The organism is Streptomyces sp. SID8352 (assembly GCF_009862265.1).
GTDB lineage: Bacteria > Actinomycetota > Actinomycetes > Streptomycetales > Streptomycetaceae > Streptomyces.
On the sequence record NZ_WWGX01000065.1, the window covers coordinates 1 to 23138 of the forward strand.

The 23138-nt window shown below is 75.5% G+C and carries 12 protein-coding genes and 1 tRNA gene; 11 read left to right on the top strand and 2 right to left on the bottom strand.

The window, feature by feature from the left end; translation table 11 throughout:
- Nucleotides 1-186: 186 nt before the first annotated feature.
- Nucleotides 187-2988, bottom strand: a complete 2802-nt coding sequence (locus tag GTY84_RS20535; RefSeq protein ID WP_237532462.1) for a DEAD/DEAH box helicase — start codon at nucleotides 2986-2988, stop codon at nucleotides 187-189.
- Between the two features lie 82 nt (nucleotides 2989-3070).
- Between GTY84_RS20535 and bldG the strand changes: the two genes are divergently transcribed.
- The 11 genes from bldG (at nucleotide 3071) to GTY84_RS20595 (ending at nucleotide 21673) form a co-directional block, all read left to right on the top strand.
- A complete protein-coding gene (gene bldG, locus GTY84_RS20540) occupies nucleotides 3071-3412 on the top strand; it encodes an anti-sigma factor antagonist BldG (protein WP_003975386.1) in 342 nt (113 codons plus the stop codon).
- A 106-nt stretch (nucleotides 3413-3518) separates the two neighbouring features.
- A complete protein-coding gene (locus GTY84_RS20545; RefSeq protein ID WP_161227781.1) occupies nucleotides 3519-3950 on the top strand; it encodes an ATP-binding protein in 432 nt (143 codons plus the stop codon).
- 1018 nt (nucleotides 3951-4968) lie between these two features.
- Complete coding sequence (locus GTY84_RS20555; RefSeq protein WP_237532464.1) at nucleotides 4969-7479, top strand: sodium-translocating pyrophosphatase; 2511 nt, start codon at nucleotides 4969-4971, stop codon at nucleotides 7477-7479.
- A 218-nt stretch (nucleotides 7480-7697) separates the two neighbouring features.
- Entirely contained in the window at nucleotides 7698-8291 is a 594-nt protein-coding gene (locus tag GTY84_RS20560) for a small secreted protein (RefSeq protein WP_161227782.1), read from the top strand.
- A gap of 370 nt (nucleotides 8292-8661) precedes the next feature.
- Nucleotides 8662-10173: a methyltransferase gene (locus tag GTY84_RS20565; protein ID WP_161227783.1), complete on the top strand. Its 1512-nt coding sequence runs from the start codon at nucleotides 8662-8664 to the stop codon at nucleotides 10171-10173.
- A 161-nt stretch (nucleotides 10174-10334) separates the two neighbouring features.
- The gene (locus GTY84_RS20570) at nucleotides 10335-10532 is read left to right on the top strand and encodes a hypothetical protein (protein ID WP_161227784.1); all 198 of its coding nucleotides are present in this window, start codon (nucleotides 10335-10337) and stop codon (nucleotides 10530-10532) included.
- Between the two features lie 270 nt (nucleotides 10533-10802).
- The gene (topA, locus tag GTY84_RS20575; protein WP_161227785.1) at nucleotides 10803-13661 is read left to right on the top strand and encodes a type I DNA topoisomerase; all 2859 of its coding nucleotides are present in this window, start codon (nucleotides 10803-10805) and stop codon (nucleotides 13659-13661) included.
- 631 nt (nucleotides 13662-14292) lie between these two features.
- Nucleotides 14293-17943, top strand: coding sequence for a dTMP kinase (gene tmk, locus GTY84_RS20580; protein ID WP_161227786.1), 3651 nt, complete (start codon nucleotides 14293-14295; stop codon nucleotides 17941-17943).
- 501 nt (nucleotides 17944-18444) lie between these two features.
- The gene (locus GTY84_RS20585; RefSeq protein ID WP_161227787.1) at nucleotides 18445-19650 is read left to right on the top strand and encodes a DNA polymerase III subunit delta'; all 1206 of its coding nucleotides are present in this window, start codon (nucleotides 18445-18447) and stop codon (nucleotides 19648-19650) included.
- A gap of 248 nt (nucleotides 19651-19898) precedes the next feature.
- The gene (locus GTY84_RS20590) at nucleotides 19899-21512 is read left to right on the top strand and encodes an alpha/beta hydrolase (RefSeq protein ID WP_161227788.1); all 1614 of its coding nucleotides are present in this window, start codon (nucleotides 19899-19901) and stop codon (nucleotides 21510-21512) included.
- Between the two features lie 87 nt (nucleotides 21513-21599).
- Nucleotides 21600-21673, top strand: a tRNA-Thr gene (locus tag GTY84_RS20595).
- Between the two features lie 240 nt (nucleotides 21674-21913).
- Here GTY84_RS20595 and GTY84_RS20600 read toward each other — a convergent pair.
- A complete protein-coding gene (locus tag GTY84_RS20600; RefSeq protein ID WP_161227789.1) occupies nucleotides 21914-23086 on the bottom strand; it encodes a serine hydrolase domain-containing protein in 1173 nt (390 codons plus the stop codon).
- Nucleotides 23087-23138: the final 52 nt, after the last annotated feature.

The following is a 23138-nucleotide window of genomic DNA, read 5'->3' on the forward strand; positions in this document are numbered from 1 at the left end:
CCGGTGGCCCGGTGGCCCGGTGGCCCGGTGGCCCGGTGGCCCGGTGGCCCGGTGGCCCGGTGGCCCGGTGGCCCGGTGGCCCGGTGGCCCGGTGGGGTCGGAAGGTCGGAGGGGTGACCTCGATGCGGGGAAACCGATGGTGGGGAGCGGGGGCGGGCTTGATTCCGGGAGGGCCGGTTCCGCCGTCTACATCGCCCCCCTGTCGGTCTCCGCTTCCGTGTCCGCCCCGACCTCAGCCCCGATCCCCGCGTCGATCTCCGCCCCGATCCCCGTCTCGGGATCCCCAGGGTCCGTCTCCGCGTCCCGTCCGGCGCCGGGCTCGACGTCCGTGCCCGGCGCCGGCTCCCCGTCCGCCTCCGTGGGCGCCGACGTTGCCGTCCGCGTACCGGGCCCCGGGGCCGCGTCCGCCCCCGCGACCGTACGGGCTCGCCCGGCCGCGTCCGTGGCCGCGTCCCCGGCAGTCACCCCGGGAGCCCCAGGGGCCCCGTTCGTCGGCATGTCCGGCGGCGCCGCGGTCGTCCGGGCCGCCCCGTTGACGGGCCCGGCGGCTCCGCGCAGCAGGACCGTGAGGAGGCGGACGGCTCCCCGTTTGTGCAGGGGTTCGTTGCCGTTGCCGCACTTGGGGGACTGGACGCAGGACGGGCAGCCGGCGTCGCACTCGCAGGAGGCGATGGCCTCGCGGGTGGCGGTGAGCCAGTCGCGGGCGGTGTGGAAGGCGCGCTCGGCGAAGCCCGCCCCGCCCGGGTGGCCGTCGTACACGAAGACCGTCGGCAGCAGGGTGTCCGGGTGCAGGGGCACGGAGACGCCGCCGATGTCCCAGCGGTCGCAGGTCGCGAACAGGGGGAGCAGGCCGATCGACGCGTGCTCGGCGGCGTGCAGGGCGCCGCCGAGGATCTCCGGGTTGATCCGGGCCGCGTCGAGTTGGTCCTCCGTGACCGTCCACCAGACGGCGCGGGTGCGCAGTGTCCGGGGAGGGAGGTCGAGCTTCGTCTCGCCCAGGACTTCGCCGGTGATCAGGCGCCGGCGCAGGAAGGAGACCACTTGGTTGGTCACCTCGACGGAGCCGTAGCAGAGGCGGCCGTCGCCCCAGGGCACCTCGGTGTCGGTCTCCAGGACGGAGATGGCGGTGGTGTCGCGGGCCACGGTGGAGTACGGGGGCGCGGCGGCCTCGACCAGGGCGACGGAGTCCTCCAGGTCCAGGGAGCGGACGAGGTAGGTGCGTCCCTGGTGCAGATGCACGGCGCCCTCGTGGACGGTGGTGTGCGCGGCCCCGGCGTCCACGGTGCCCAGCAGTCGGCCCGTCGCGGCTTCGACGACCTGGACCGGGCGTCCGCCCTCCCCGCGGATGTCCGTCAGGTCGGCGGCGCGCTCCCGGCGCGTCCAGTGCCAGGCGCGGGTGCGGCGGCGCAGCAGCTTCGCCTCCTCCAACTGGGGCAGCAGCTTGCCGGCGGCGGGCCCGAACAGCGTCAGGTCCTCGTCGGTCAGGGGCAGTTCGGCCGCCGCCGCGCACAGGTGCGGGGCGAGCACGTAAGGGTTGTCGGGGTCGAGGACGGTCGACTCCACGGGCTGGTCGAACAGTGCCTCGGGGTGGTGGACGAGGAACGTGTCCAGGGGGTCGTCCCGGGCGACCAGCACCGCCAGGGCGCCCTGCCCGGACCTCCCCGCGCGCCCCGCCTGCTGCCACAGGGAGGCCCGTGTCCCCGGATAGCCCGCGATCACCACGGCGTCCAGGCCGGAGATGTCGACGCCGAGTTCCAGGGCGTTGGTGGCCGCGAGGCCGAGGAGTTCGCCGGAGTGCAGGGCGCGTTCGAGGGCGCGGCGCTCCTCGGGGAGGTAGCCGCCGCGGTAGGCGGCGACGCGCCGGGTCAGCGAGCGGTCGACCTCGGCGAGCCGCTCCTGGGCGATGACGGAGATCAGCTCGGCGCCGCGCCGGGAGCGGACGAAGGCGATCGACCGCATGCCCTGCACGGTCAGGTCGGTGAGCAGGTCGGCGGCCTCGGCGGTGGCGGTGCGGCGGACCGGCGCGCCCCGCTCGCCCGCCAGGTCGGTCAGCGGCGGCTCCCAGAGGGCGAACACCAGGTCGCCCCGGGGGGAGGCGTCGTCGGCGACCTCCACCACGGGCAGCCCGGTGAGCCGTCCGGCGGCCGTGGAGGGCTCGGCGGCGGTGGCGGAGGCGAGCAGGAACACCGGTGCCGCGCCGTAGCGGGCGCACAGCCGGCGCAGGCGGCGTATCACCTGGGCCACATGGGAGCCGAAGACGCCGCGATAGGTGTGGCACTCGTCGATGACGACGTACTTCAGCGACTTCAGGAAGGAGGACCAGCGGGGGTGGGAGGGGAGGATGCCCCGGTGGAGCATGTCCGGGTTGGTCAGGACATAGGAGGCGTACTGGCGGATCCACTCGCGTTCCTCGAACGGAGTATCGCCGTCGTACACGGCCGGTCGAACGGATGTGCCCAGCGGTCGGGCGAGTTCCCGTACGGCGCGGCACTGGTCGGCGGCGAGCGCCTTCGTCGGGGCCAGGTAGAGCGCGGTCGCGCCCCGTCCGTTCGGCGCCTCGGAGCCCTGGAGGAGGGCCGAGAGGACCGGTACCAGATAGGCCAGGGACTTGCCCGAGGCGGTGCCGGTGGCGACGACCACGGACTCGCCGTCCAGGGCGTGTTCCGCGGCCCGTGCCTGGTGGGCCCAGGGGTGTTCGATACCCGCGGTGTGCAGGGCGGCGATCACTTCGGGGCGAATCCGTTCCGGCCAGACGGCATGACGACCCGCGCGCGGGGGCAGGTGCTCCGTATGAGTGATGCGCGCAGCCCGGCTCGGTCCCGCGGCCAGCCGGGCCAGGACGGTGTCCGGATCCGGCCGGGACACGGGCCCCGCCGGGGGGTGATCGGATCGGTGATTCTCGGCCATCGGCATCGAGTGTGTCACTGGCGTGACGGACAATGGGACCAAGGCGTCGTGCACGCCTGCCGGTAAGTGATTGAATGCCATCGCGGCTGGCGAACCGTCCTGGGGGCTTCAAGCCGAGGTGTCCCGAGGGACGACCGCTCGATAGCAAGGTGCTGGAGGATCCGTGGACCTGTCCCTGTCGACCCGTACCGTCGGCGATCGTACGGTCGTCGAGGTCGGTGGCGAAATTGACGTATACACCGCGCCCAAGCTGCGTGAGCAGCTGGTCGAGCTGGTGAACGACGGGAGTTTTCACCTCGTCGTCGACATGGAGGGCGTGGACTTCCTCGACTCCACCGGGCTCGGCGTGCTGGTCGGCGGACTGAAGCGGGTGCGTGCCCACGAGGGCTCGCTGCGCCTGGTCTGCAACCAGGAGCGCATTCTCAAGATCTTCCGTATCACCGGCCTCACCAAGGTGTTCCCGATCCACACCTCGGTCGAGGAAGCGGTGGCGGCCACCGACTGACGACCGGCCCCCGGGCCGTGTGCCCGGGGCCGAGCGAGCAAGGAGGGGCCGGGCTGTCGGCGGCCCGGCCCTTCGACATCGCACGCCCTAGTTCCGAGGGGGATGCATGGCCACCGTCGAACTCCGCTTCAGCGCGCTGCCCGAGCACGTCCGTACCGCCCGCCTGGTGGCGGCAGCGGTGGCACGCAGGGCCGGGGTGGACGAGGCCGTCCTCGACGAGGTCAGGCTCGCCGTCGGCGAGGCGTGCAGCCGGGCGGTGGGTCTTCACCGGAACGGCGGAATCACCGCGCCCGTCAAGGTGGTGCTGATCGAGGACGAGAAGCAGTTCTCCATCGAGGTCGGCGACGAGGCCCCCCACGCGAGCACCGCGGCCGGGGCGCCGGGCGCCGCCGAAGGGGACGCGGAGACCGAGGAGGACGAGATGGGCCTCGCGGTCATCAGCGGCCTCGTCGACGACGTCAAGGTCACCGCCGACGAGGACGGCGGGCTGATCCGCATGACCTGGCCGACCGCGCCCCCGCCGCTGCCGACGGTCTGACGGCACGCGCGAAGGCCCGGCGGGGCCTGACGAGGCCCTGACGGGGTCCGGGGCCGCCTGCGGGTGCCTGGCCTCCCCGGGCGCTCCCGGACGCGGAGCCCGCCGCGCGCGGAGGGTCCTCCCGGCCGGGCACACTGTCTCCCGCAGCGGGACACTCCCGGATGCGTCCGGCTTCCTCAAGCGTTGCGGGCCGAGCCCGCGAGCAACGTTCCCGGACCTCCGGACGTACCTGTCTCCCCCCCCGCAGGGGCCACGGGATACGGGGTCCACTCGTTCCCGCACCCACCGGGCCCGCGGTCGGCGGCAGTGCGCGCAGTTCCCGCCGCGCCTCCTGCGGCCCTCCGGCCCACGCGCCCGAGCCCTACGTGCCCGAGTCCCACGCGCCCGAGGCCGGGGCGGCGCACCCCGTGCGTCACCCCGTCGGCGTGCCGTGGCGCACCGGGATTCGCCACGGGCCACCTGTCGCTCTCGTGCGTCCGAGCGCCCCCGCCTTGTGTGGCCCTGAGCCCGGTGGCAGGGAGGCGGTGGCAGGGAGCCTGGGAGGGGACGGCCCAGGACATAGCGGCTCCCTCGGGCGGGGACCCCGGGCAGGCGGACCTCCGGGTCGGGCACGCTCGGCCTTGGCCGGCCCCGGGCCGAGGAGGCTCCTCGGGCAGGGCGGCCCCCGAATCAGGCCCCCGGATCAAGGCGACCCCGGATCAAGGCGACCCCGGATCAAGGCGGCCCCGGGCCCAGACGACCAGCACCGCCCCCACCCGGCACCCGCCGTTCGCGTGAACGGCCCGCCCGGTCGCCCGGAACCGGTGGTGGCGGGACCTTAGCCTGCCCGTGGAATCCCGGGCCAGTGGGCCGGTCCCCGGTCCGCCGCCCGCCGTGGCGGTCCGCCGGGGCCGCCCGTCGCGGCCGTCCCGTCGTGGCCGCGTGCCACGCTCGCCCGTCGTGGCCGCCCGCCGCGTCCCGGTTCCGGTGCCCGGGGCCCGTCCGCGGTCCCGGGCCAGGCCCGGCGCCCGGAGGACGAATGGCGGAGCTTTCCCCACCGCGCCCGCTGGGCGACCCCGCGGCCCTCGCGGCGGCGGTGCTGACCGGCGGCAACCGCGTCCTCGTCGTCGCGGTGGCGGTCGTCGCGCTGGCCGCACTGGTCGTCGCGGGGATCCTGCTGCGCGAGGTGCTCGCCGCGGACGAGGGGACCGCGCGCATGAGAGAGATCGCGGCGGCGGTCCAGGAGGGCGCCGAGGCCTTTCTGACCCGGCAGTCGCGCACCATCGGCGTCTTCGCCGTCGCCGTGTTCCTCCTGCTCCTGGCGCTGCCCGCGGACGGCTGGGGGCAGCGGGCCGGACGGTCGGTCTTCTTCCTGGTCGGAGCGGCGTTCTCGGCGGCCACCGGATACACCGGCATGTGGCTCGCCGTCCGCAGCAACGTCCGGGTCGCGGCGGCGGCGCGGGAGGCGGCCCGGACGACGGGCGCCCCGGAAGCCGCAGACGGGCCGGCCGCAGACGGGCCGACCGCACCCGGGCCGGGCACAGGCGGGCCGGGCGCCCCCGGAGCGGGCACACCGGCACCGGGGGCGCCCGGGACGGAGGCGGCCGGCCCCGCCCCCGTCGCGCACCGGGCGATGAGGATCGCCTTCCGCACCGGTGGCGTCGTCGGCATGTTCACCGTGGGGCTCGGCCTGCTCGGCGCCTCATGCGTGGTGCTGGTGTACGCGGCCGACGCGCCGAAGGTGCTGGAGGGCTTCGGCCTGGGCGCCGCGCTGATCGCGATGTTCATGCGGGTCGGCGGCGGCATCTTCACCAAGGCCGCCGACGTCGGGGCTGATCTGGTCGGGAAGATCGAGCAGGGCATCCCGGAGGACGACCCGCGCAACGCCGCGACCATCGCGGACAACGTGGGCGACAACGTCGGGGACTGCGCGGGCATGGCGGCCGACCTCTTCGAGTCGTACGCCGTGACCCTGGTCGCCGCCCTGATCCTCGGCAAGGCGGCCTTCGGGGACGCCGGCCTGGCGTTCCCGCTGCTGGTCCCGGCGATCGGCGTGCTCACGGCCATGGCGGGGATCCTCACGGTGGCGCCCCGGCGCTCCGACCGCGGCGGCATGAGCGCGATCGACCGGGGGTTCCTCGTCTCCGCCGGGGCCTCGCTGGTGCTGGTGGGCATCGCCGTGTCCGTCTACCTCCCGGACTCGTACGCCGCCCTCACCGGCGTCACCGAGGCGGACGTGCTGACCAGGAGCGGCGATCCACGGGTGCTCGCCTTCGTGGCGGTGGCCATCGGCATCGTGCTCGCCGCCCTGATCCAGCGGCTCACCGGCTACTTCACCGAGACCGCCCGGCGGCCCGTGCGGGACGTCGGCAGGGCCTCCCTCACCGGCCCCGCCACGGTCGTCCTGGCCGGGGTCTCGCTCGGGCTGGAGTCCGCGGTGTACACCGCCCTGCTGATCGGGCTCGGTGTCTACGGGGCGTTCCTGCTCGGCGGGGCGTCGATCACGCTGGCGCTGTTCGCGGTGGCGCTGGCCGGCACCGGGCTGCTCACCACGGTGGGGGTGATCGTCGCGATGGACACCTTCGGCCCGGTCTGCGACAACGCCCAGGGCATCGCCGAGATGTCCGGCGACGTGCGGGGCGCGGGCGCCCGGGTGCTCACCGGGCTGGACGCGGTCGGCAACACCACCAAGGCGATCACCAAGGGCATCGCGATCGCCACCGCCGTGCTCGCCGCCTCCGCGCTGTTCGGCTCGTACCGCGACGCCCTCACCACCGGCGCGCGCGAGGTGGGCGAACGGCTCGGCGGCGAGGGGGCGCCACTGACGCTGACGATGGACGTCTCGCAGCCCAACAACCTCGTCGGGCTGATCGCGGGCGCGGCGGTGGTGTTCCTCTTCGCGGGGCTGGCGATCAACGCGGTGTCCCGGTCGGCCGGGGCCGTGGTCATGGAAGTACGGCGGCAGTTCCGGGAGCGGCCCGGGATCATGGACCGCTCGGAACGGCCGGAGTACGGGCGGGTCGTCGACATCTGCACCCGCGACGCCCTGCGCGAGCTGGCCACCCCCGGGCTGCTCGCCGTGCTGGCGCCGGTCTTCGTCGGGTTCACGCTCGGGGTGGGTCCCCTCGGGGCGTTCCTGGCGGGCGCCATCGGCGCGGGCACGCTGATGGCGGTCTTCCTCGCCAACTCCGGCGGCGCCTGGGACAACGCCAAGAAGCTCGTGGAGGACGGCCGCCACGGCGGCAGGGGGAGCGCGGCGCACGCGGCCACCGTCATCGGCGACACCGTGGGCGATCCCTTCAAGGACACCGCGGGCCCGTCCCTCAACCCCCTGCTGAAGGTGATGAACCTCGTGGCGCTGCTCATCGCGCCGACGGTCGTCAAGTTCTCCTACGGCGCCGACCGGAGCACGGGGGTGCGGGTGTCGGTCGCGGTCGTCGCCCTGCTCGTGATCGCGGGCGCGGTGTACGTGTCGAAGCGGCGCGGTGCCGTGCTGGACGGCGGGGACGGCCCGGGGGTCAAGTCGGCCGGAGGGGGGCCTGGTTCGTAGCGTGGCGGACCGGGGTAGCGGCGGACGCGGGGTCAAGGGGCTTGTGGTGCACACCCGTTGACGGGGTGTCCGGCCGTCGGAACGGCAGGGGCCGGGCCGGGGAGCGGGTCACCGTGAGCCTTCTCTCGCTTGGTGCAAATGGCTTCAATAACGGTCGTAGCGGATGCACGTCCCTCGGGTGTCCCCCGTCCGGCGTGTATGTTCCGGGGCCGAGGGCCATGGAAGGGACCAATCCGGTGAACAAGAAGCTCGCGGCCGCGCTGTCCGGCGGTGCGGTACTGGTACTGGCGCTGACGGGGTGCGGCGGCGACGACGGCAACGAGAAGCTGGACTCCTGGGCCGAGCAGGTCTGCGACGCGGTGCAGCCGCAGGCGAAGAAGATCGAGGGCGCCAACGCCGCGATCCAGAAGGAGACCTCGGACAACAGCACGCCGGCGGAGGTCCAGAAGACCGACGCGAAGGCCTTCCAGGACATGTCCGACGCCTACGGGGCGATGGCCGACGCGGTCCGGAAGGCCGGCCCGCCGAACGTCGACGACGGCGAGAAGAAGCAGCAGGACGCCGTCAAGGAACTCAACGGGCTCTCGGCGTCGTACGCGTCCCTGCGCAAGCAGGTGGAGGCCCTCGACACCAAGGACCAGGGCAAGTTCGCCGACGGGCTCAAGGACGTGGCCACCGAGCTGAACAAGCTCAGCAGGTCCAGCAGCGACGCGCTGAAGAACCTGGAGGAGGGCGACGTCGGCAGGGCCATGGCCAAGCAGCCGAGTTGCCAGTCCGCCTCGCCGTCGGCCGCCGGGACGGCCGCGGGCTGATCCGCGCCCGGCCTGCGCGCCGCCGGGCGGGCGCGCACCACCGCCGGGCGCCGCGCACCACCGCCCGCCGCCATGGACCGGCGCGCGCCGTCGCGCGCCGTCGCGCGCCGGACCGGGCGGCGCGGCACGCCGGGCGCAGCTCCGGGAGCGGCACCTCGGACGACATCCCGGGCGAATTCCCCAGGGACGCGCCCTCGGTGCCGTCCAGGTACCGCCCCCGTCGGTGCCCGCCCCCGACGGCCCGGCGGCACCCGGCCCCGCCGTGGCTCCGGCACCGTCCCGCCCGCGTCCCGCCCGGCCCCACCACCCGCCGCCCGGGCCGGTGCCGGATCCGCCGGGCGCGGGCCCCCGCGCGGGTGACAATGGGGGCGTGAGTAACGCCAGCCTCTCCCCCCTGCCCTCCGCCGACCGCACCGACGTCGCCGCACGGCTGCGGGACGCCCTGCTCGGCGCGTCCTTCACCGCCGACGGACTGCTGGAGCTGCTCGGCGCCCCCGCCTACGCGGCCCTGTCACGCGGCGAGACCGTGCCCGCCCTCCGGGCCACCCGCGGCGACACGCCGCTGGAACTGCTCGTCCGCCTCTTCCTGCTCCGCGGCGCGGTGCCCCGCGCGCGGCTCGCCGGGGTGCTGCCCGTCGACGACTGCCTGGAGGGCGGCTGGCTGGTCCCCAGGGACGGCCGGCTGGCGGCCACCGCCGATGTCCGGCCGTACGGCGGGCCCGGCGGCGAGGACTGGTACATCGTGTCCGACCTCGGCTGCGCGGTCGGCGGCGCCGGGGGCGTCGGCATCCGCGAGAAGGGGGTCGTGCTCGGCGTCGGCGGCGCCTCCACGACGCTGGCCGGGCTCACCGTCCGCACCCCCGTCGCCTCCGCCCTCGACCTGGGCGCCGGCTCCGGGATCCAGGCGCTGCACGCCTCGGCGCACGCCCGGCGGGTGACGGCCACCGACGTCAACCCGCGAGCGCTGCACATCACCGCGCTCACCCTGGCGCTGTCCGGCGCGCGCCCGGCCGAGCTGCGGGAGGGCTCGCTGTTCGAGCCGGTGGGGGAGGAGACGTACGGCCTGATCGTCTCCAACCCGCCGTTCGTCATCTCCCCGGGCGCCCGTCTCACCTACCGGGACGGCGGGATGGCCGGGGACGAGCTGTGCCGCTCGCTCGTGCGGGAGGCGGGACGGCACCTCGACGAGGGCGGCTTCGCGCACTTCCTCGCCAACTGGGAGCACGTGGAGGGGGAGGAGTGGACGGACCGGCTGCGCTCCTGGGTGCCAGCGGGCTGCGACGCCTGGATCGTGCAGCGCGAGGTGCAGGACGTCACGCAGTACGCCGAGCTGTGGCTCCGCGACGCCGGTGACCACCGGGGCGACGAGTCCGCGTACCGGGAGCGCTACGACGCGTGGCTGGACGAGTTCGAGGCGCGCGGCGTCCGGGCCGTCGGCTTCGGCTGGATCACCCTGCGCCGGACACCGGCCGCCGTGCCCTCCGTCCTGGTGGAGGAGTGGCCGCACCCGGTCGAGCAGCCGCTCGGCGAGACGGTCCGCGCGCACTTCGACCGCCTGGACCATCTGCGCGCGCACGACGACGCGGCCCTGCTGGAGTCGTCCTTCACGCTGGCCGCCGAGGTCGTCCAGGAACAGGTGGGGCTCCCCGGCGCCGAGGATCCCGAGCACGTCGTCCTGCGCCAGAACCGCGGCATGCGCCGGGCCGCCCGGGTGGACACGGTGACCGCCGGCTTCGCGGGCGTCTGCGACGGCACCATGAGCGCCGGGCGCATCCTGGACGCCATCGCGCAGCTCCTGGGCGAGGACCCGGTCGCGCTGCGTGACCGCACCCCGGCGCGGATCCGGCTCCTGGTGGAGCAGGGCTTCCTCGAACCCGCGTAGGCGCCCCCGCCCGCCCGTCCGGTCCCCCGCGCCGCCGCGCCACCGCCGGGCGGCACCGTCGGCGGCCCGGCGTTCACCCCGGGTTCGCCTGCCCGCCGTCCGCGCGTGCCAGCCTCGCGGAGGCCGCGTACGGACGGGCGGCGGGAAGGAGGCGCGGAGTCATGGAGAGCGGGCCGGCGATCTTCACGGGAACGGTGTTCGCCCTGTTCGGGGCGGGGCTGCTGGCATGGACCACGACCCAGGTGCGGCAGGGGCGGCCGGTCGCGCTGGGGGTGGGCCCGGGGGCGTCGGCGGCCGTCGCGGGCCTCGTCTCCGTGGCCGCCCTGGCCGCCGGGGTGTGGTGCCTGACGCGCGGCTGAGGCACCGGTTCCGGGCGGCGCGGACGGCGGGGCCGGGGCAATCGGGAGCCCGCGCTCCGGATGCACACGCCGGAACGGTGGGCACTCCGGGCGGCAGGATCGGGCTTCGTCGGGTTACCGTTCGAGTGGCCGTTGCGGGCTTTTCCCGTTTGACACGGGGGCGGGAGGTACCGTCACACTCCGCAGCGTCACGACCGAACAGCATCACGACCCGCCCCGGGAGCACTGCCCGGGACGGGGCCGCAGCGCCGACCGGAGAGAAGAGCGAAGTTGTCCCCGACCAGCGAGACCGCGAACGGCGGCCGCCGACTCGTCATCGTCGAGTCGCCTGCCAAGGCGAAGACGATCAAGGGCTACCTCGGGCCCGGTTACGTCGTCGAGGCGAGCGTCGGGCACATCCGCGACCTTCCCAACGGCGCCGCGGAGGTGCCCGAGAAGTACACCGGCGAGGTCCGTCGGCTCGGCGTGGACGTCGAACACGACTTCCAGCCCGTCTACGTCGTCAACGCCGACAAGAAGGCCCAGGTCAAGAAGCTCAAGGACCTGCTGAAGGACTCCGACGAACTCTTCCTCGCCACCGATGAGGACCGCGAGGGCGAGGCCATCGCGTGGCACCTCCAGGAAGTCCTCAAGCCGAAGATCCCCGTCAAGCGCATGGTGTTCCACGAGATCACCAAGGACGCCATCCGGGCCGCCGTCGCCAACCCGCGCCAGCTCAACCAGAAGCTCGTCGACGCCCAGGAGACCCGCCGCATCCTCGACCGCCTCTACGGCTACGAGGTCTCTCCGGTCCTCTGGAAGAAGGTCATGCCGCGCCTGTCGGCCGGCCGGGTGCAGTCCGTGGCGACGCGCCTGGTGGTCGAGCGGGAGCGGGAGCGCATCGCGTTCCGCTCCGCCGCGTACTGGGACCTGACCGGCACCTTCGCCACGGGCCGCGCCGGGGACGCGTCCGACCCGTCGTCGCTGGTCGCGCGGTTGCAGAGCGTCGACGGCCGCCGGGTGGCGCAGGGCCGCGACTTCGACTCGCTCGGCCGGCTCAAGGGCGCGAACACCCTGCACCTCGACGAGGCGCACGCCCGCGCGCTCGCCGCCGCGCTGGAGCGCACCGACTTCGCCGTCCGCTCCGTCGAGTCCAAGCCGTACCGCCGCTCGCCGTACGCCCCGTTCCGCACGACGACGCTCCAGCAGGAGGCGTCCAGGAAGCTCGGCTTCGGCGCCAAGGCGACCATGCAGATCGCCCAGAAGCTGTACGAGAACGGCTACATCACGTACATGCGCACGGACTCGACGACGCTGAGCGAGACGGCCGTCACCGCCGCCCGCGCCCAGGTCACGCAGCTCTACGGCGCCGACTACCTGCCCGCCCAGCCGCGCACCTACGCGGGCAAGGTCAAGAACGCCCAGGAGGCGCACGAGGCGATCCGCCCCTCCGGCGACCGCTTCCGCACGCCCGCCGAGACCGGGCTCACCGGCGACCAGTTCCGGCTGTACGAGCTGATCTGGAAGCGGACCGTCGCCTCCCAGATGAAGGACGCCACCGGCAACAGCGTCACCGTCCGCATCGGCGGCACGGCGGCCGACGGCCGGGACGTCGAGTTCAGCGCCTCCGGCAAGACCCTCACCTTCCACGGCTTCCTCAAGGCGTACGTCGAGGGCGCCGACGACCCGAACGCCGAGCTGGACGACCGCGAGCGCAGGCTGCCGCAGGTCGGCGAGGGCGACGCGCTGCGGGCCGCGGAGATCACGGTCGACGGCCACGCCACCAAGCCCCCGGCCCGCTACACCGAGGCGTCGCTGGTCAAGGAGCTGGAGGAGCGGGAGATCGGCCGCCCCTCGACGTACGCGTCGATCATCGGCACCATCCTGGACCGCGGCTACGTCTTCAAGAAGGGCACGGCGCTCGTCCCGTCCTTCCTCTCCTTCGCCGTGGTCAACCTCCTGGAGAAGCACTTCGGGCGGCTCGTCGACTACGACTTCACCGCCAAGATGGAGGACGACCTCGACGCCATCGCCCGCGGCGAGGCCCAGGCCGTGCCGTGGCTCAGGCGCTTCTACTTCGGCGAGGCCCCCGGCTCCACCCCGGCCAGGGGCGACAGCGGCGCGGCCGACGCGGGCAACGGCGACGGGGACCACCTCGGCGGCCTCAAGGAGCTGGTGACCGACCTCGGCGCGATCGACGCCCGCGAGGTGTCGTCCTTCCCCGTCGGCAACGGCATCGTCCTGCGCGTCGGGCGCTACGGCCCGTACATCGAGCGGGGCGAGAAGGACACCGAGGAGCACCGGCGCGCCGACATCCCCGGCGACCTGGCCCCGGACGAGCTCTCCGTCGAGCTGGCCGAGCAGCTGCTCGCCGAGCCCAGCGGCGACCGCGAGCTGGGCACCGACCCGGTCAGCGGCCACGCCGTCGTCGCCAAGAAGGGCCGCTACGGCCCCTACGTCACCGAGGTGCTCCCCGACGGCACCCCCAAGACCGGCAAGAACGCCGTGAAGCCGCGGACGGCCTCGCTGTTCAAGTCGATGACCCTGGACACGGTGACCCTGGACGACGCCCTGCGGCTGATGTCGCTGCCGCGCGTCGTCGGCGCCGACGCCGAGGGTGTCGAGATCACCGCCCAGAACGGCCGCTACGGCCCGTACCTGAAGAAGGGCACGGACTCGCGGTCCCTCCAGTCCGAGGACCAGCTCTTCACGATCACGCTGGACGAGGCGCTGGCCGTCTACGCCCAGCCCAAGCAGCGCGGCCGGGCCGCGGCCAAGCCGCCGCTGAAGGAGCTGGGCGCCGACCCGGTCAGCGGGAAGCCGGTGGTGGTCAAGGACGGCCGCTTCGGTCCCTACGTCACCGACGGCGAGACCAACGCGACCCTGCGCTCCGGCGACAGCGTCGAGGAGATCACGCCCGGACGCGGCTTCGAGCTGCTGGCCGAGAAGCGCGCGAAGGGGCCCGCCAAGAAGACGGCGAAGAAGGCGCCCGCGAAGAAGGCCCCGGCCAAGAAGACGGCGGCGAAGAAGACGACCGCGGCCAAGACCACGGCGGCCAAGAAGACCACGGCGGCGAAGAAGACCGCCACGGGGACGGCCGCGGCGAAGAGGGCGGCCACCGGGGCCGCCGCCAAGACGTCGGAGGACTGACCCCGGCCCGGTCGCGGGCGCAGGACCGGCCCTGGCCCGGCCGCCGGGTCCGGACCGGGAGCGATCCGGAGCGGCCGGGCCCGTGCGGATCCCGCCGGGACCCGGCGTCCGGTGGTCCCTGATCCGCCTGGACCCGGACCGGACCCGGAATGATCCCGGACCCGAACCCGGACACGCGTCCCGGAATCGTCCCGGATGCCCCGGACCCGGATCGGTTCCGTTCCGGCCCGGATCGAACGGGCCGGGGCTGTCCGCCCCGGCCCGGGACATCGGCCCAGGGGTCCCGCTCCGGCCCGGGGCAGCGCCCCCACGGACCCCGTTCCGGCGTCCGGCGCGCCGTCCGCCGGGCGAACGCCCGCCTCCCCGGGCGTCTCCTTCCGGGCCCCGTCCGCCCGGGTTCGGCGCGCTCCGGCCTGCCCGGACGGGGCCGGTGGCGCTCGGGCACGAGGCCGCGCCGCGCCGCCGCCCGGAGCGGCGGCACGGCGCGCCCGCGGGGGACGGCGGCGCCGAGGACGGCCCTGGCGGGCCCGCGGCCCCGCGGTGGGCCCCGGGAGAAAACCCCTGGGTGCCGGGGCGTTCGCGCGCTCGGCCGTGCGGCCGGACCGTCGGCGCGGCCCGATAGGCTGAACGCATGACCCGAGCCGAGCAGCCAACGGCCCCCGACCCCACTCCGGACGAGACCCTGGTCGCGGACTCCCGCGAGCGTGCCGTCCGCGCCCTGCTGCGCCGGCCGCAGTTGCGGCGGTTGTGGAGCGCACAGTTCGTGGGAGGCGTCGGCGACATCCTCGCCCTCCTGGTGCTGGTCGTCCTCACCGTGCAGGCCTCGGTCGGCACGGACGCGCTCGGCGGCGGTTACCGGAGCATGGCCTTCGCGGTGGCGGCCGTGTTCGGCGTCCGCGTCCTCACGACCCTGCTCTTCGGCGCCGTCCTGCTCGGTCCCCTCACGGCGCTCACCGCGCCGAGCGGCCCGCTGGACCGCCGGTGGACCATGGTCGGCGCGGACGGACTGCGCGCCGCGCTGCTGATCATCGCCCCCCTGTGGACCGACTGGACGCCCGGCAACGCGGTGGTGCTCCTCCTGGTCACCGTCTTCGTCACCGGCGCGGCCGACCGCTTCTGGACGGTGTGCCGGGACGGCGCCGCGCCCGGGCTGCTGCCCGCCCCGCCCCCCGAGGGCGCGGCCGTCCGCCCGCTCCCCGACCACCTGGGCGCCCTGGACCGCCTCTGGCTGCGCACGGGCTTCGTCGCGGTGCCGCTGGCCGCCGCCGCCCTGGTCGTCGCCGGGCTGCTGAACAACCTGCTGGGCACCGCGGTGGACTGGTTCTCCGTCCACCAGGCGGCGCTCGGCTCGTACGTCGCGGCGGGACTGTTCGCCGCCTCCCTGTCCGTGGTGGCGGCGCTGGAACTGCCCGGCGGCACCCCGCGCCCCCGGTCGCCGCTGGAGGGGCTGCGCCGCCCCAAGGACCCGGCCGAGACCGGGCCCAAGGGCCGGGCCGTCGCCGACAGGGGCCGCACCGGAGCCCTTCCGCTGCTGGTGGCCGCCTGCGCGGTGACCGCCGCCGCCGTGGCCGCCGCGGTCGCCGTGGCCGCGCCGCACGCCATCGACCTGGGCGGCGGCCCGGTGCTGTTCGGGCTCATGGCGGGCGCCCTGACCGGCGGCGTCGTCGTCGGCATCCGCACCGCCCCCGCCCTGCTGCCCGCGCTGTCCCGGCGGCGGCTGCTGGCCCTGGCCGTCGCCGTCGTCGGCGCCGCCCTGCTGGCCGCCGGCCTCGTCCCGGACGTCACCACCGTGCTGCTGCTCCTGCTGCTGGCGGGCGTGGCGGCGGGCGTGGCCGCCAACACCGGGCACGCGCTGCTCGACCAGGAGACCGAGGACCGGCGCCGCGCGCGCACCACCGGCCACCTGCACGCGGTCGTCCGGGTCTGTGTGGCGCTCGCCGTGGTCACCGCGCCCGCGGCCGCCGCCGGCATCGGACCGCACCGCCTGCAGAACGGCAGGTTCGTCTTCGCGCACGGCGGCGCCGCCTTCACCCTGATGCTGGTCGGCGCGCTGCTGCTGCCGGTGGCCGCCCTGGTCCTCGCCAAGGTGGACGACCGCTCCGGCGTGCCGCTGCGGCACGACCTGCGGGACGCGCTGCTCGGCGGTGACGACCCGGAGCCCCGGATCGCGCCGAACGGCTTCTTCATCGCCCTGGAGGGCGGCGACGGCGCCGGGAAGTCCACCCAGGCCGAAGCGCTCGCCCAGTGGCTCCGGGACAAGGGCCACGAGGTCGTCCTCACCCGCGAGCCCGGCGCGACCCCGGTCGGCATACGGCTGCGGTCCATCCTGCTGGACGTCTCCAGCGCCGGGCTCTCGCACCGCGCCGAGGCGCTGCTGTACGCCGCCGACCGCGCGGAGCACGTCGACACCGTGGTGCGGCCCGCCCTGGAGCGCGGCGCCGTGGTCATCTCCGACCGCTACATCGACTCCTCGGTCGCCTACCAGGGCGCCGGGCGCGACCTGTCACCGGTGGAGATCGCCCGCATCAGCCGCTGGGCGACCAACGGCCTGGTGCCGCACCTGACGGTGCTGCTGGACGTCTCCCCGGAGACCGCCCGCGAGCGGTTCACCGAGGCGCCCGACCGGCTGGAGTCCGAGCCCGCCGAGTTCCACGCGCGCGTGCGGTCCGGTTTCCTCACGCTGGCCGCCGTCGACCCCGGGCGCTACCTCGTGGTGGACGCGGGCCAGGAGCCGGAGGCCGTGGGCGCCGCCGTACGGGACCGGCTGGACCGGATGCTGCCGCTGTCCGAGGCCGAGATCAGGGCCCGGGAGGAAGCACGGCGCAAGGCCGAGGAGGAGGCCCGCCGCAAGGCGGAGGAGGAGGCCGCCCGCAAGGCCGAGGAGGAGCGCCTGGAGCGCGAGCGCCTGGAGCGGGAGGAGCGGCTGCGCGCCGAGGAGGAGGAGCGCAAGCGGCGCGAACTGGAGGAGGCCCAGCGCCGGGAGGCCGAGCGCCAGGCCGAGGAGGCCCGCCGCAGGGCCGAGGAGGCGCACCGGCGCGCCGAGGAGGAGCGGGCCCGGCTGCTGGCCGAGGAGAAGGCCCGCGCCGAGGAGGAGGCCCGCCGCAAGGCGGAGGAGGAGGCCGCCCGCAAGGCCGAGGAGGAGCGCCTGGAGCGCGAGCGCCTGGAGCGGGAGGAGCGGCTGCGCGCCGAGGAGGAGGAGCGCAAGCGGCGCGAACTGGAGGAGGCCCAGCGCCGGGAGGCCGAGCGCCAGGCCGAGGAGGCCCGCCGCAGGGCCGAGGAGGCGCACCGGCGCGCCGAGGAGGAGCGGGCCCGGCTGCTGGCCGAGGAGAAGGCCCGCGCCGAGGAGGAGGCCCGCCGCGAGGCCGAACGCGAGCGGCTCCGCAAGGAGGCCGAGGAGCAGGCGCGGCTGCGGGCGGAGGCCGAGGCCCTGCGCCTGGAGAAGCAGCGCAAGGCCGAGGAGGCCCTGCTGCGCGCCGAGGCGGCGCGGCGCGCGGCCGAGCGGGCGGCGGCCGCCGCCGCGGTCGGCCCCCGCTCCGCCGCACCCGCCGCGGCGGACGGCCCGCGCCGTGCCCCGGCGGCTCCCGCCCGGCGTGCGACGCCGCCCGGCGCGGACGCGGTGACCGAGGAGACGCCGCTCGTCGCGCCGCCCGGGAGGACCGGGGAGCCCGGCGGTTCGTCGGAGGACACGGCGGTGCTGCGGCCGGTGCGGGACGACCGCGCCGACGGGCGCGGCGGCCCGGCCCGGGGCGGGCGGCCGTCCGAGTCCGAGGTGACGGCGGAGCTGCCGAAGCCGGTGCCGCCGGGCGCGGCCGACGAGACGGCCGTGCTGCCCGCGGTGACACCGCGCGACGAGGACGAGACCAGGGTGCTCCCGGCCGTTCCGCCGGGTGCGGCCGACGAGACGGCGGTGCTGCCCGCGGTGCGCGAGGAGGACCCGGCCGACCGGGTGCCGCCGGGGTACTTCCGCGACCAGGGCGCGTCCGGGGGACGGCGGGGCGAGGCGCCGCGCGGGCCCGACGACCGGACCCGGGAGCTGCCCCGTGTCGACCCCGACCAGGCGCCCCCGCGCAGGCGGCGGTCCGACTGGGCGGAGGAGACCCCGCTGGACGACCTCCCGACACTCGCGGACGAACTGCTCGGCCCGCGCGGCGACCGCTGGGACGACGGCGACGACGGCCCCCGCGGGCCCCGTGGCGGACCCGGCGGCGAGCACCACGGCGACGGTGACGACCGGCGCGGCGGCGGCCGCGGCGGGAAGGGCCGGGGCGGGGGCCGACCGTGACCGACGGGGGCCGGTCCCGGCCGTGACCGGGGTCCGGAGCCCGGAGCCCGCAGGCCGGGCGGGAACGGCAGGGCTGGGAACGGCAGGGCTGGGAACGGCTCGTACGTGAAGGTCGGGTCCGCGGGGCAGGTTTCCCGCGCTCTCCCGCGCTCCGGAGGACGGGGACGCCGCCCGCGGTGGCCGCGGCCACCGGGCCGGGGCCCGGAGCGGCCCGACCCGTCCCGGCCGGTCGGCGGCACCGGAGGGGCCGGGACCGCCGGAGCCGGGGAGTGACCGGAGCCGGGGAGTGACCGGAGCCGGGGAGTGACCGGAGCCGGGGAGTGACCGGCGTCGCGGGAGGGCTCCGGGGCCCCTCCCCGCACGCCCGGCACCGTCGGCACGCGCTGTCGGTGCCGACCCGCACAATGGGGGACGCGGCGCGACCGGTGCGCGCCGTGCCGCCGGCGGTGGTGCCCCGGGCGGTGGAGCGAGCACGAGCGTGACGGAAGGACGGCGTGACCCATGACCGTATGGGACGACCTCGTCGGGCAGGAGAGGGTGAGCGACCGGCTCGCCGCCGCTGCCCGGGACGCCGACGCCTTCGTCACCGCCGCCGCGGCCGACGGCCCCCTCCCGCAGGCGTCGAGCATGACGCACGCCTGGCTGTTCACCGGCCCGCCCGGCGCCGGGGTGGTCCGCGCGGCGCGGGCCTTCGCCGCCGCGCTGCAGTGCGTGAGCCCCGACCGGGCGCTCGGCGGCGTGCCCGGCTGCGGCTTCTGCGACGGCTGCCACACGGCGCTGGTCGGCACCCACGCGGACGTGAGCACGGTGGCCGCAGTCGGCGCCGAGATCCTGGTCAAGGACATGCGGGACACGGTCCGCAAGTCGTTCACCTCCCCGGCGAACGGCCGCTGGCAGGTCATCCTCGTCGAGGACGCCGAGCGGCTGAACGAGAAGTCCGCCAACGCCGTCCTCAAGGCGGTCGAGGAGCCCGCCCCGCGGACGGTCTGGCTGCTGTGCGCCCCGTCCGTCGAGGACGTCCTGCCCACGATCCGCTCCCGCTGCCGCCACCTGACCCTGCGCACCCCCTCGGTGGAGGCGGTCGCCGACATGCTCGTCCGGCGCGACGGAGTCGAGCCGGCCGCCGCCGCCGAGGCCGCCCGCGCCACCCAGGGCCACGTCGAGCGGGCCCGTCGCCTGGCCACCGACCCGGCGGCCCGGGAGCGGCGGGCCACCGTGCTGCGGCTGCCCCTGCGCGTCGACGACGTCGGCGGCGCGCTGCGCGCCGCGCAGGAACTGGTCGACGCGGCGGCGGCGGACGCGAAGCAACTGGCCGAGGAGACCGACACCAAGGAGACCGAGGACCTCCGGACCGCCCTCGGCGCCGCCCAGGGCGGCCGGATGCCGCGCGGCACGGCCGGGGTGATGAAGGACCTGGAGGACATGCAGAAGCGCCGCCGGACCCGCACCCAGCGCGACAGCCTGGACCTCGCCCTGACCGACCTCACGGCCTTCTACCGCGATGTCCTGGCCCTCCAGCTCGGCTCCCGGGTGGCCATCGCCAACGCCGACGCCGGGGACGCCCTGGAGCGCCTGGCCCGGGGCGGCACCCCGGAGGCCACGCTGCGCCGCATCGAGGCGATCGGCGCCTGCCGCGAGGCCCTGGACCGCAACGTGGCCCCGCTGCTCGCGGTGGAGGCGATGACGATGGCGCTGCGGGCGGGGTGAGCGCCCTGGCAACGAGCGCCGGACGGGCGCCGGGAACAGCGCCGGACGGGCGCCCGGGGACGGGCGGCGGGGGACGACCGCCCGGGAATGAGCGCCGTTCCGGGGAAGCCGCGGCCCTCCGGGCCCTCCGAAGCCCGCGGGAACGGCACCGGATCCCCCCGGCGGACACCGGGCGCCGGGTTGACGCCGCGGTAACTCGTACGTGGACGCACGGCGATCAATCCACTGCGGAGCGTTACGCTCGCGGAATGCACACACGGCGCTTCCACCGCAGGACCTGTACCGGCACGGCACGCACCGGAGCCCTCCTCCTCGCCGCCGCGCTCCTCGCCACCGGCTGCTCCGCCGAGGGAGGCCGGACGTCCGCCGGCTCGGCGGCCGAACCGGCGGGCGCGACGGCGGCGGCACCGGCGCTCAGCCCGCTGCCGAGGGCCACCTCCGCCGCCCTGGCCCCGTACTACGCGCAGAAGCTGAGCTGGCGGGACTGTGGTGTGCCCGGCTTCCAGTGCGCCACGATGAAGGCGCCGCTCGACTACGCCGAGCCGTCCGCCGGGGACGTCCGGCTCGCCGTGTCCCGCAGGAAGGCCACCGGCCCCGGGGAGCGGCTCGGCTCCCTGCTGGTCAACCCGGGAGGCCCGGGCGGCTCGGCGATCGGCTACCTCCAGCAGTACGCGGGCATCGGGTACCCGGCGAAGGTCCGCGCCCAGTACGACATGGTCGCCGTGGACCCGCGCGGGGTGGCCCGCAGCGAGCCCGTCGAATGCCTCGACGGCCGCAGGATGGACGCGTACACGGAGACCGACGTCACCCCGGACGACCAACGCGAGGTCGACCGCCTGGTGGACGCGTACCAGGGCTTCGCGGAGGGCTGCGGCGCCGACGCCCCGAAGCTGCTGCGCCACGTGTCCACGGTGGAGGCGGCCCGGGACATGGACGTCCTGCGGGCGGTGCTGGGCGACGAGAGGCTGACGTACGTCGGGGCCTCGTACGGCACCTTCCTCGGGGCGACCTACGCGGGCCTCTTCCCGGACCGGGTGGGCCGCCTGGTCCTGGACGGCGCGATGGACCCCTCGCTGTCCGCGCGCCGGCTGAACCTGGAGCAGACGGAGGGCTTCGAGACGGCGTTCCGGTCCTTCGCGAAGGACTGCGTGCGCCGGTCCGACTGCCCGCTCGGCGACCGGAGCACCTCGCCGGAGGAGGTCGGCGGGAACCTGAAGGCGTTTTTCCGGCGACTGGACGCCAAGCCCGTCCCCACCGGCGACGCGGACGGCCGCAGGCTCACCGAGTCCCTGGCCACCACCGGGGTCATCGCGGCGATGTACGACGAGGGCGCCTGGCAGCAGCTCCGTGAATCGCTGACGTCCGCGATGAAGGAGGACGACGGCGCCGGACTGCTGATGCTGTCCGACAGCTACTACGAGCGCGACGCCGACGGCGGCTACAGCAACCTGATGTACGCCAACGCCGCGGTGAACTGCCTGGACCTCCCCGCCGCCTTCTCCTCCCCGGAGCAGGTCCGCGACGCCCTGCCCGACTTCCGGAAGGCGTCCCCGGTCTTCGGCGAGGGCCTCGCCTGGTCCTCCCTGAACTGCGCCTACTGGCCCGTCCGGCACAGCGGCGAGCCCCACCGCATCGAGGCCGCCGGCGCCGCCCCGATCCTCGTCGTCGGCACCACCCGCGACCCGGCCACCCCCTACCGCTGGGCCCAGGCCCTCGCCGGCCAGCTCTCCTCCGGCCGCCTCCTGACCTATGACGGCGACGGCCACACCGCCTACGGGCGCGGGAGCGAGTGCGTCGACACGACGATCAACACCTACCTGCTGCGCGGCACGGCCCCCTCCGACACCAAGACCTGCTCCTGACCACCCCCTCCGGAACGGGTACGAAGCACTCGGCGGGACTGTGTAGACTTACGCACGTTGCTGATCGCACCACAGTGCGCCCAGCGCGCCGCCTTAGCTCAGATGGCCAGAGCAACGCACTCGTAATGCGTAGGTCTCGGGTTCGAATCCCGAAGGCGGCTCCGGCAAAGGCCAGGTCACTCAACTCGTGACCTGGCCCTTTTGTTGTTCGGGCAGGGCGCGGCGGCATGCGGGACGGGCTGTTGCCGGCCTTCTTCGTCGCCGCCCTCCGGACCCGCCTCTCCGCCTCGGCTTCGCGCTGGAGCGGCACCGGCTCGCCGAGCACCTCACCGAAGGTCGCCGCACCCTCGGCCGCGCTGTCGCCGCGACGCGGTCCTCCGGCCTCCGGAAGGCCCCGGCGGTTACGTCAGGGACTGCCGTACCGCTTCCACCAGTGCCGCCGCGCGTTCGTCGTCCGGCCCGCTGACGATGTGGTTCATGACGTAGCCGAAGGCGAGCCCGCGGTCGGGGTCGGCGAAGGCGAGGGAGCCGCCGCGGCCGGTGTGGCCGAAGGCGTTCGGGCCGGTCATGGGGGTGCGGTCGGTGGGCAGCATGTAGCCGGTGCCGAAGCGGCTGGGGATCGTCATCACCCGGTCCCGCCCGGCGGCCTGTTCGGCGGTCGCCGAGGCCAGGGTCGCGGGGGTGAGGAGCCGCACGCCGTCGACCTCGCCGATGGTCGCGGCGTACATGCGGGCGAGGGAGCGGGCGGTGCCGATGCCGTTGGAGGAGGGGAGTTCCGCCGCCTGGACCTCCGGGGAGTCGAAGTCGATGGCGGCGGGGTCGGTGACGGCGAAGGCCCGGTTGCTGAGCGAATCGGGGTCGAGCCAGGCGGCGGCCTGCTCGCGCAGTTCGTCCGAGTCGGCCTCGGCGAGGAGGGTGGCCAGGTCGACGGAGGGGCTTCGGTACGTCATGCGGCTGACGCGGTCGCGTTCGCTCGCCGGCAGGCCGATGTGGAAGTCGAGTCCGAGGGGGACGGCGATCTCGTCGGCGAAGAGGCGGCCCGGCGTCCGGCCGGAGACCCGGCGGATCACCTCGCCGACCAGCCAGCCCCAGGTCCGGCCGTGGTAGCCGTGGGCCGTGCCCGGGGTCCACTGCGGGCGCTGGGCCGCCAGTGCCGCCGTCATCGGGTCCCAGGCCAGGGCGTCCGCCAGTGGGAGCGGTTCGTCGACGGTCACCAGTCCGGCCCGGTGGGACAGCAGCCAGCGCACGGGGATGTCGGCCTTGCCGTTCGCGGCGAACTCCGGCCAGTAGGACGCCACCGGGGCGTCGAGGTCCAGCAGGTCGCGCTCGGCCAGCATGTGCGCGGCGGTCGTCGTGGCGCCCTTGGTCGCCGAGTAGACCAGTTGCAGGGTGTCCCGCGTCCACGGGCGGCCGGTCCCGGAGTCGGCGATGCCGCCCCACAGATCGACGACCGGTCGGCCGTGCCGGTAGACGCACACGGCCGCGCCGATGTCCCCGCGCCGGGCGAAGTTCGCCGCGAACGCCTCACGGACCGGCTCGAACCCGGGCGCGACATCCCCGTTGATGATCGTCATACCGTTCATCCTCGCAGCGCGGCCGTCCTCCGCGAAGGGCGGTGGGCGATGG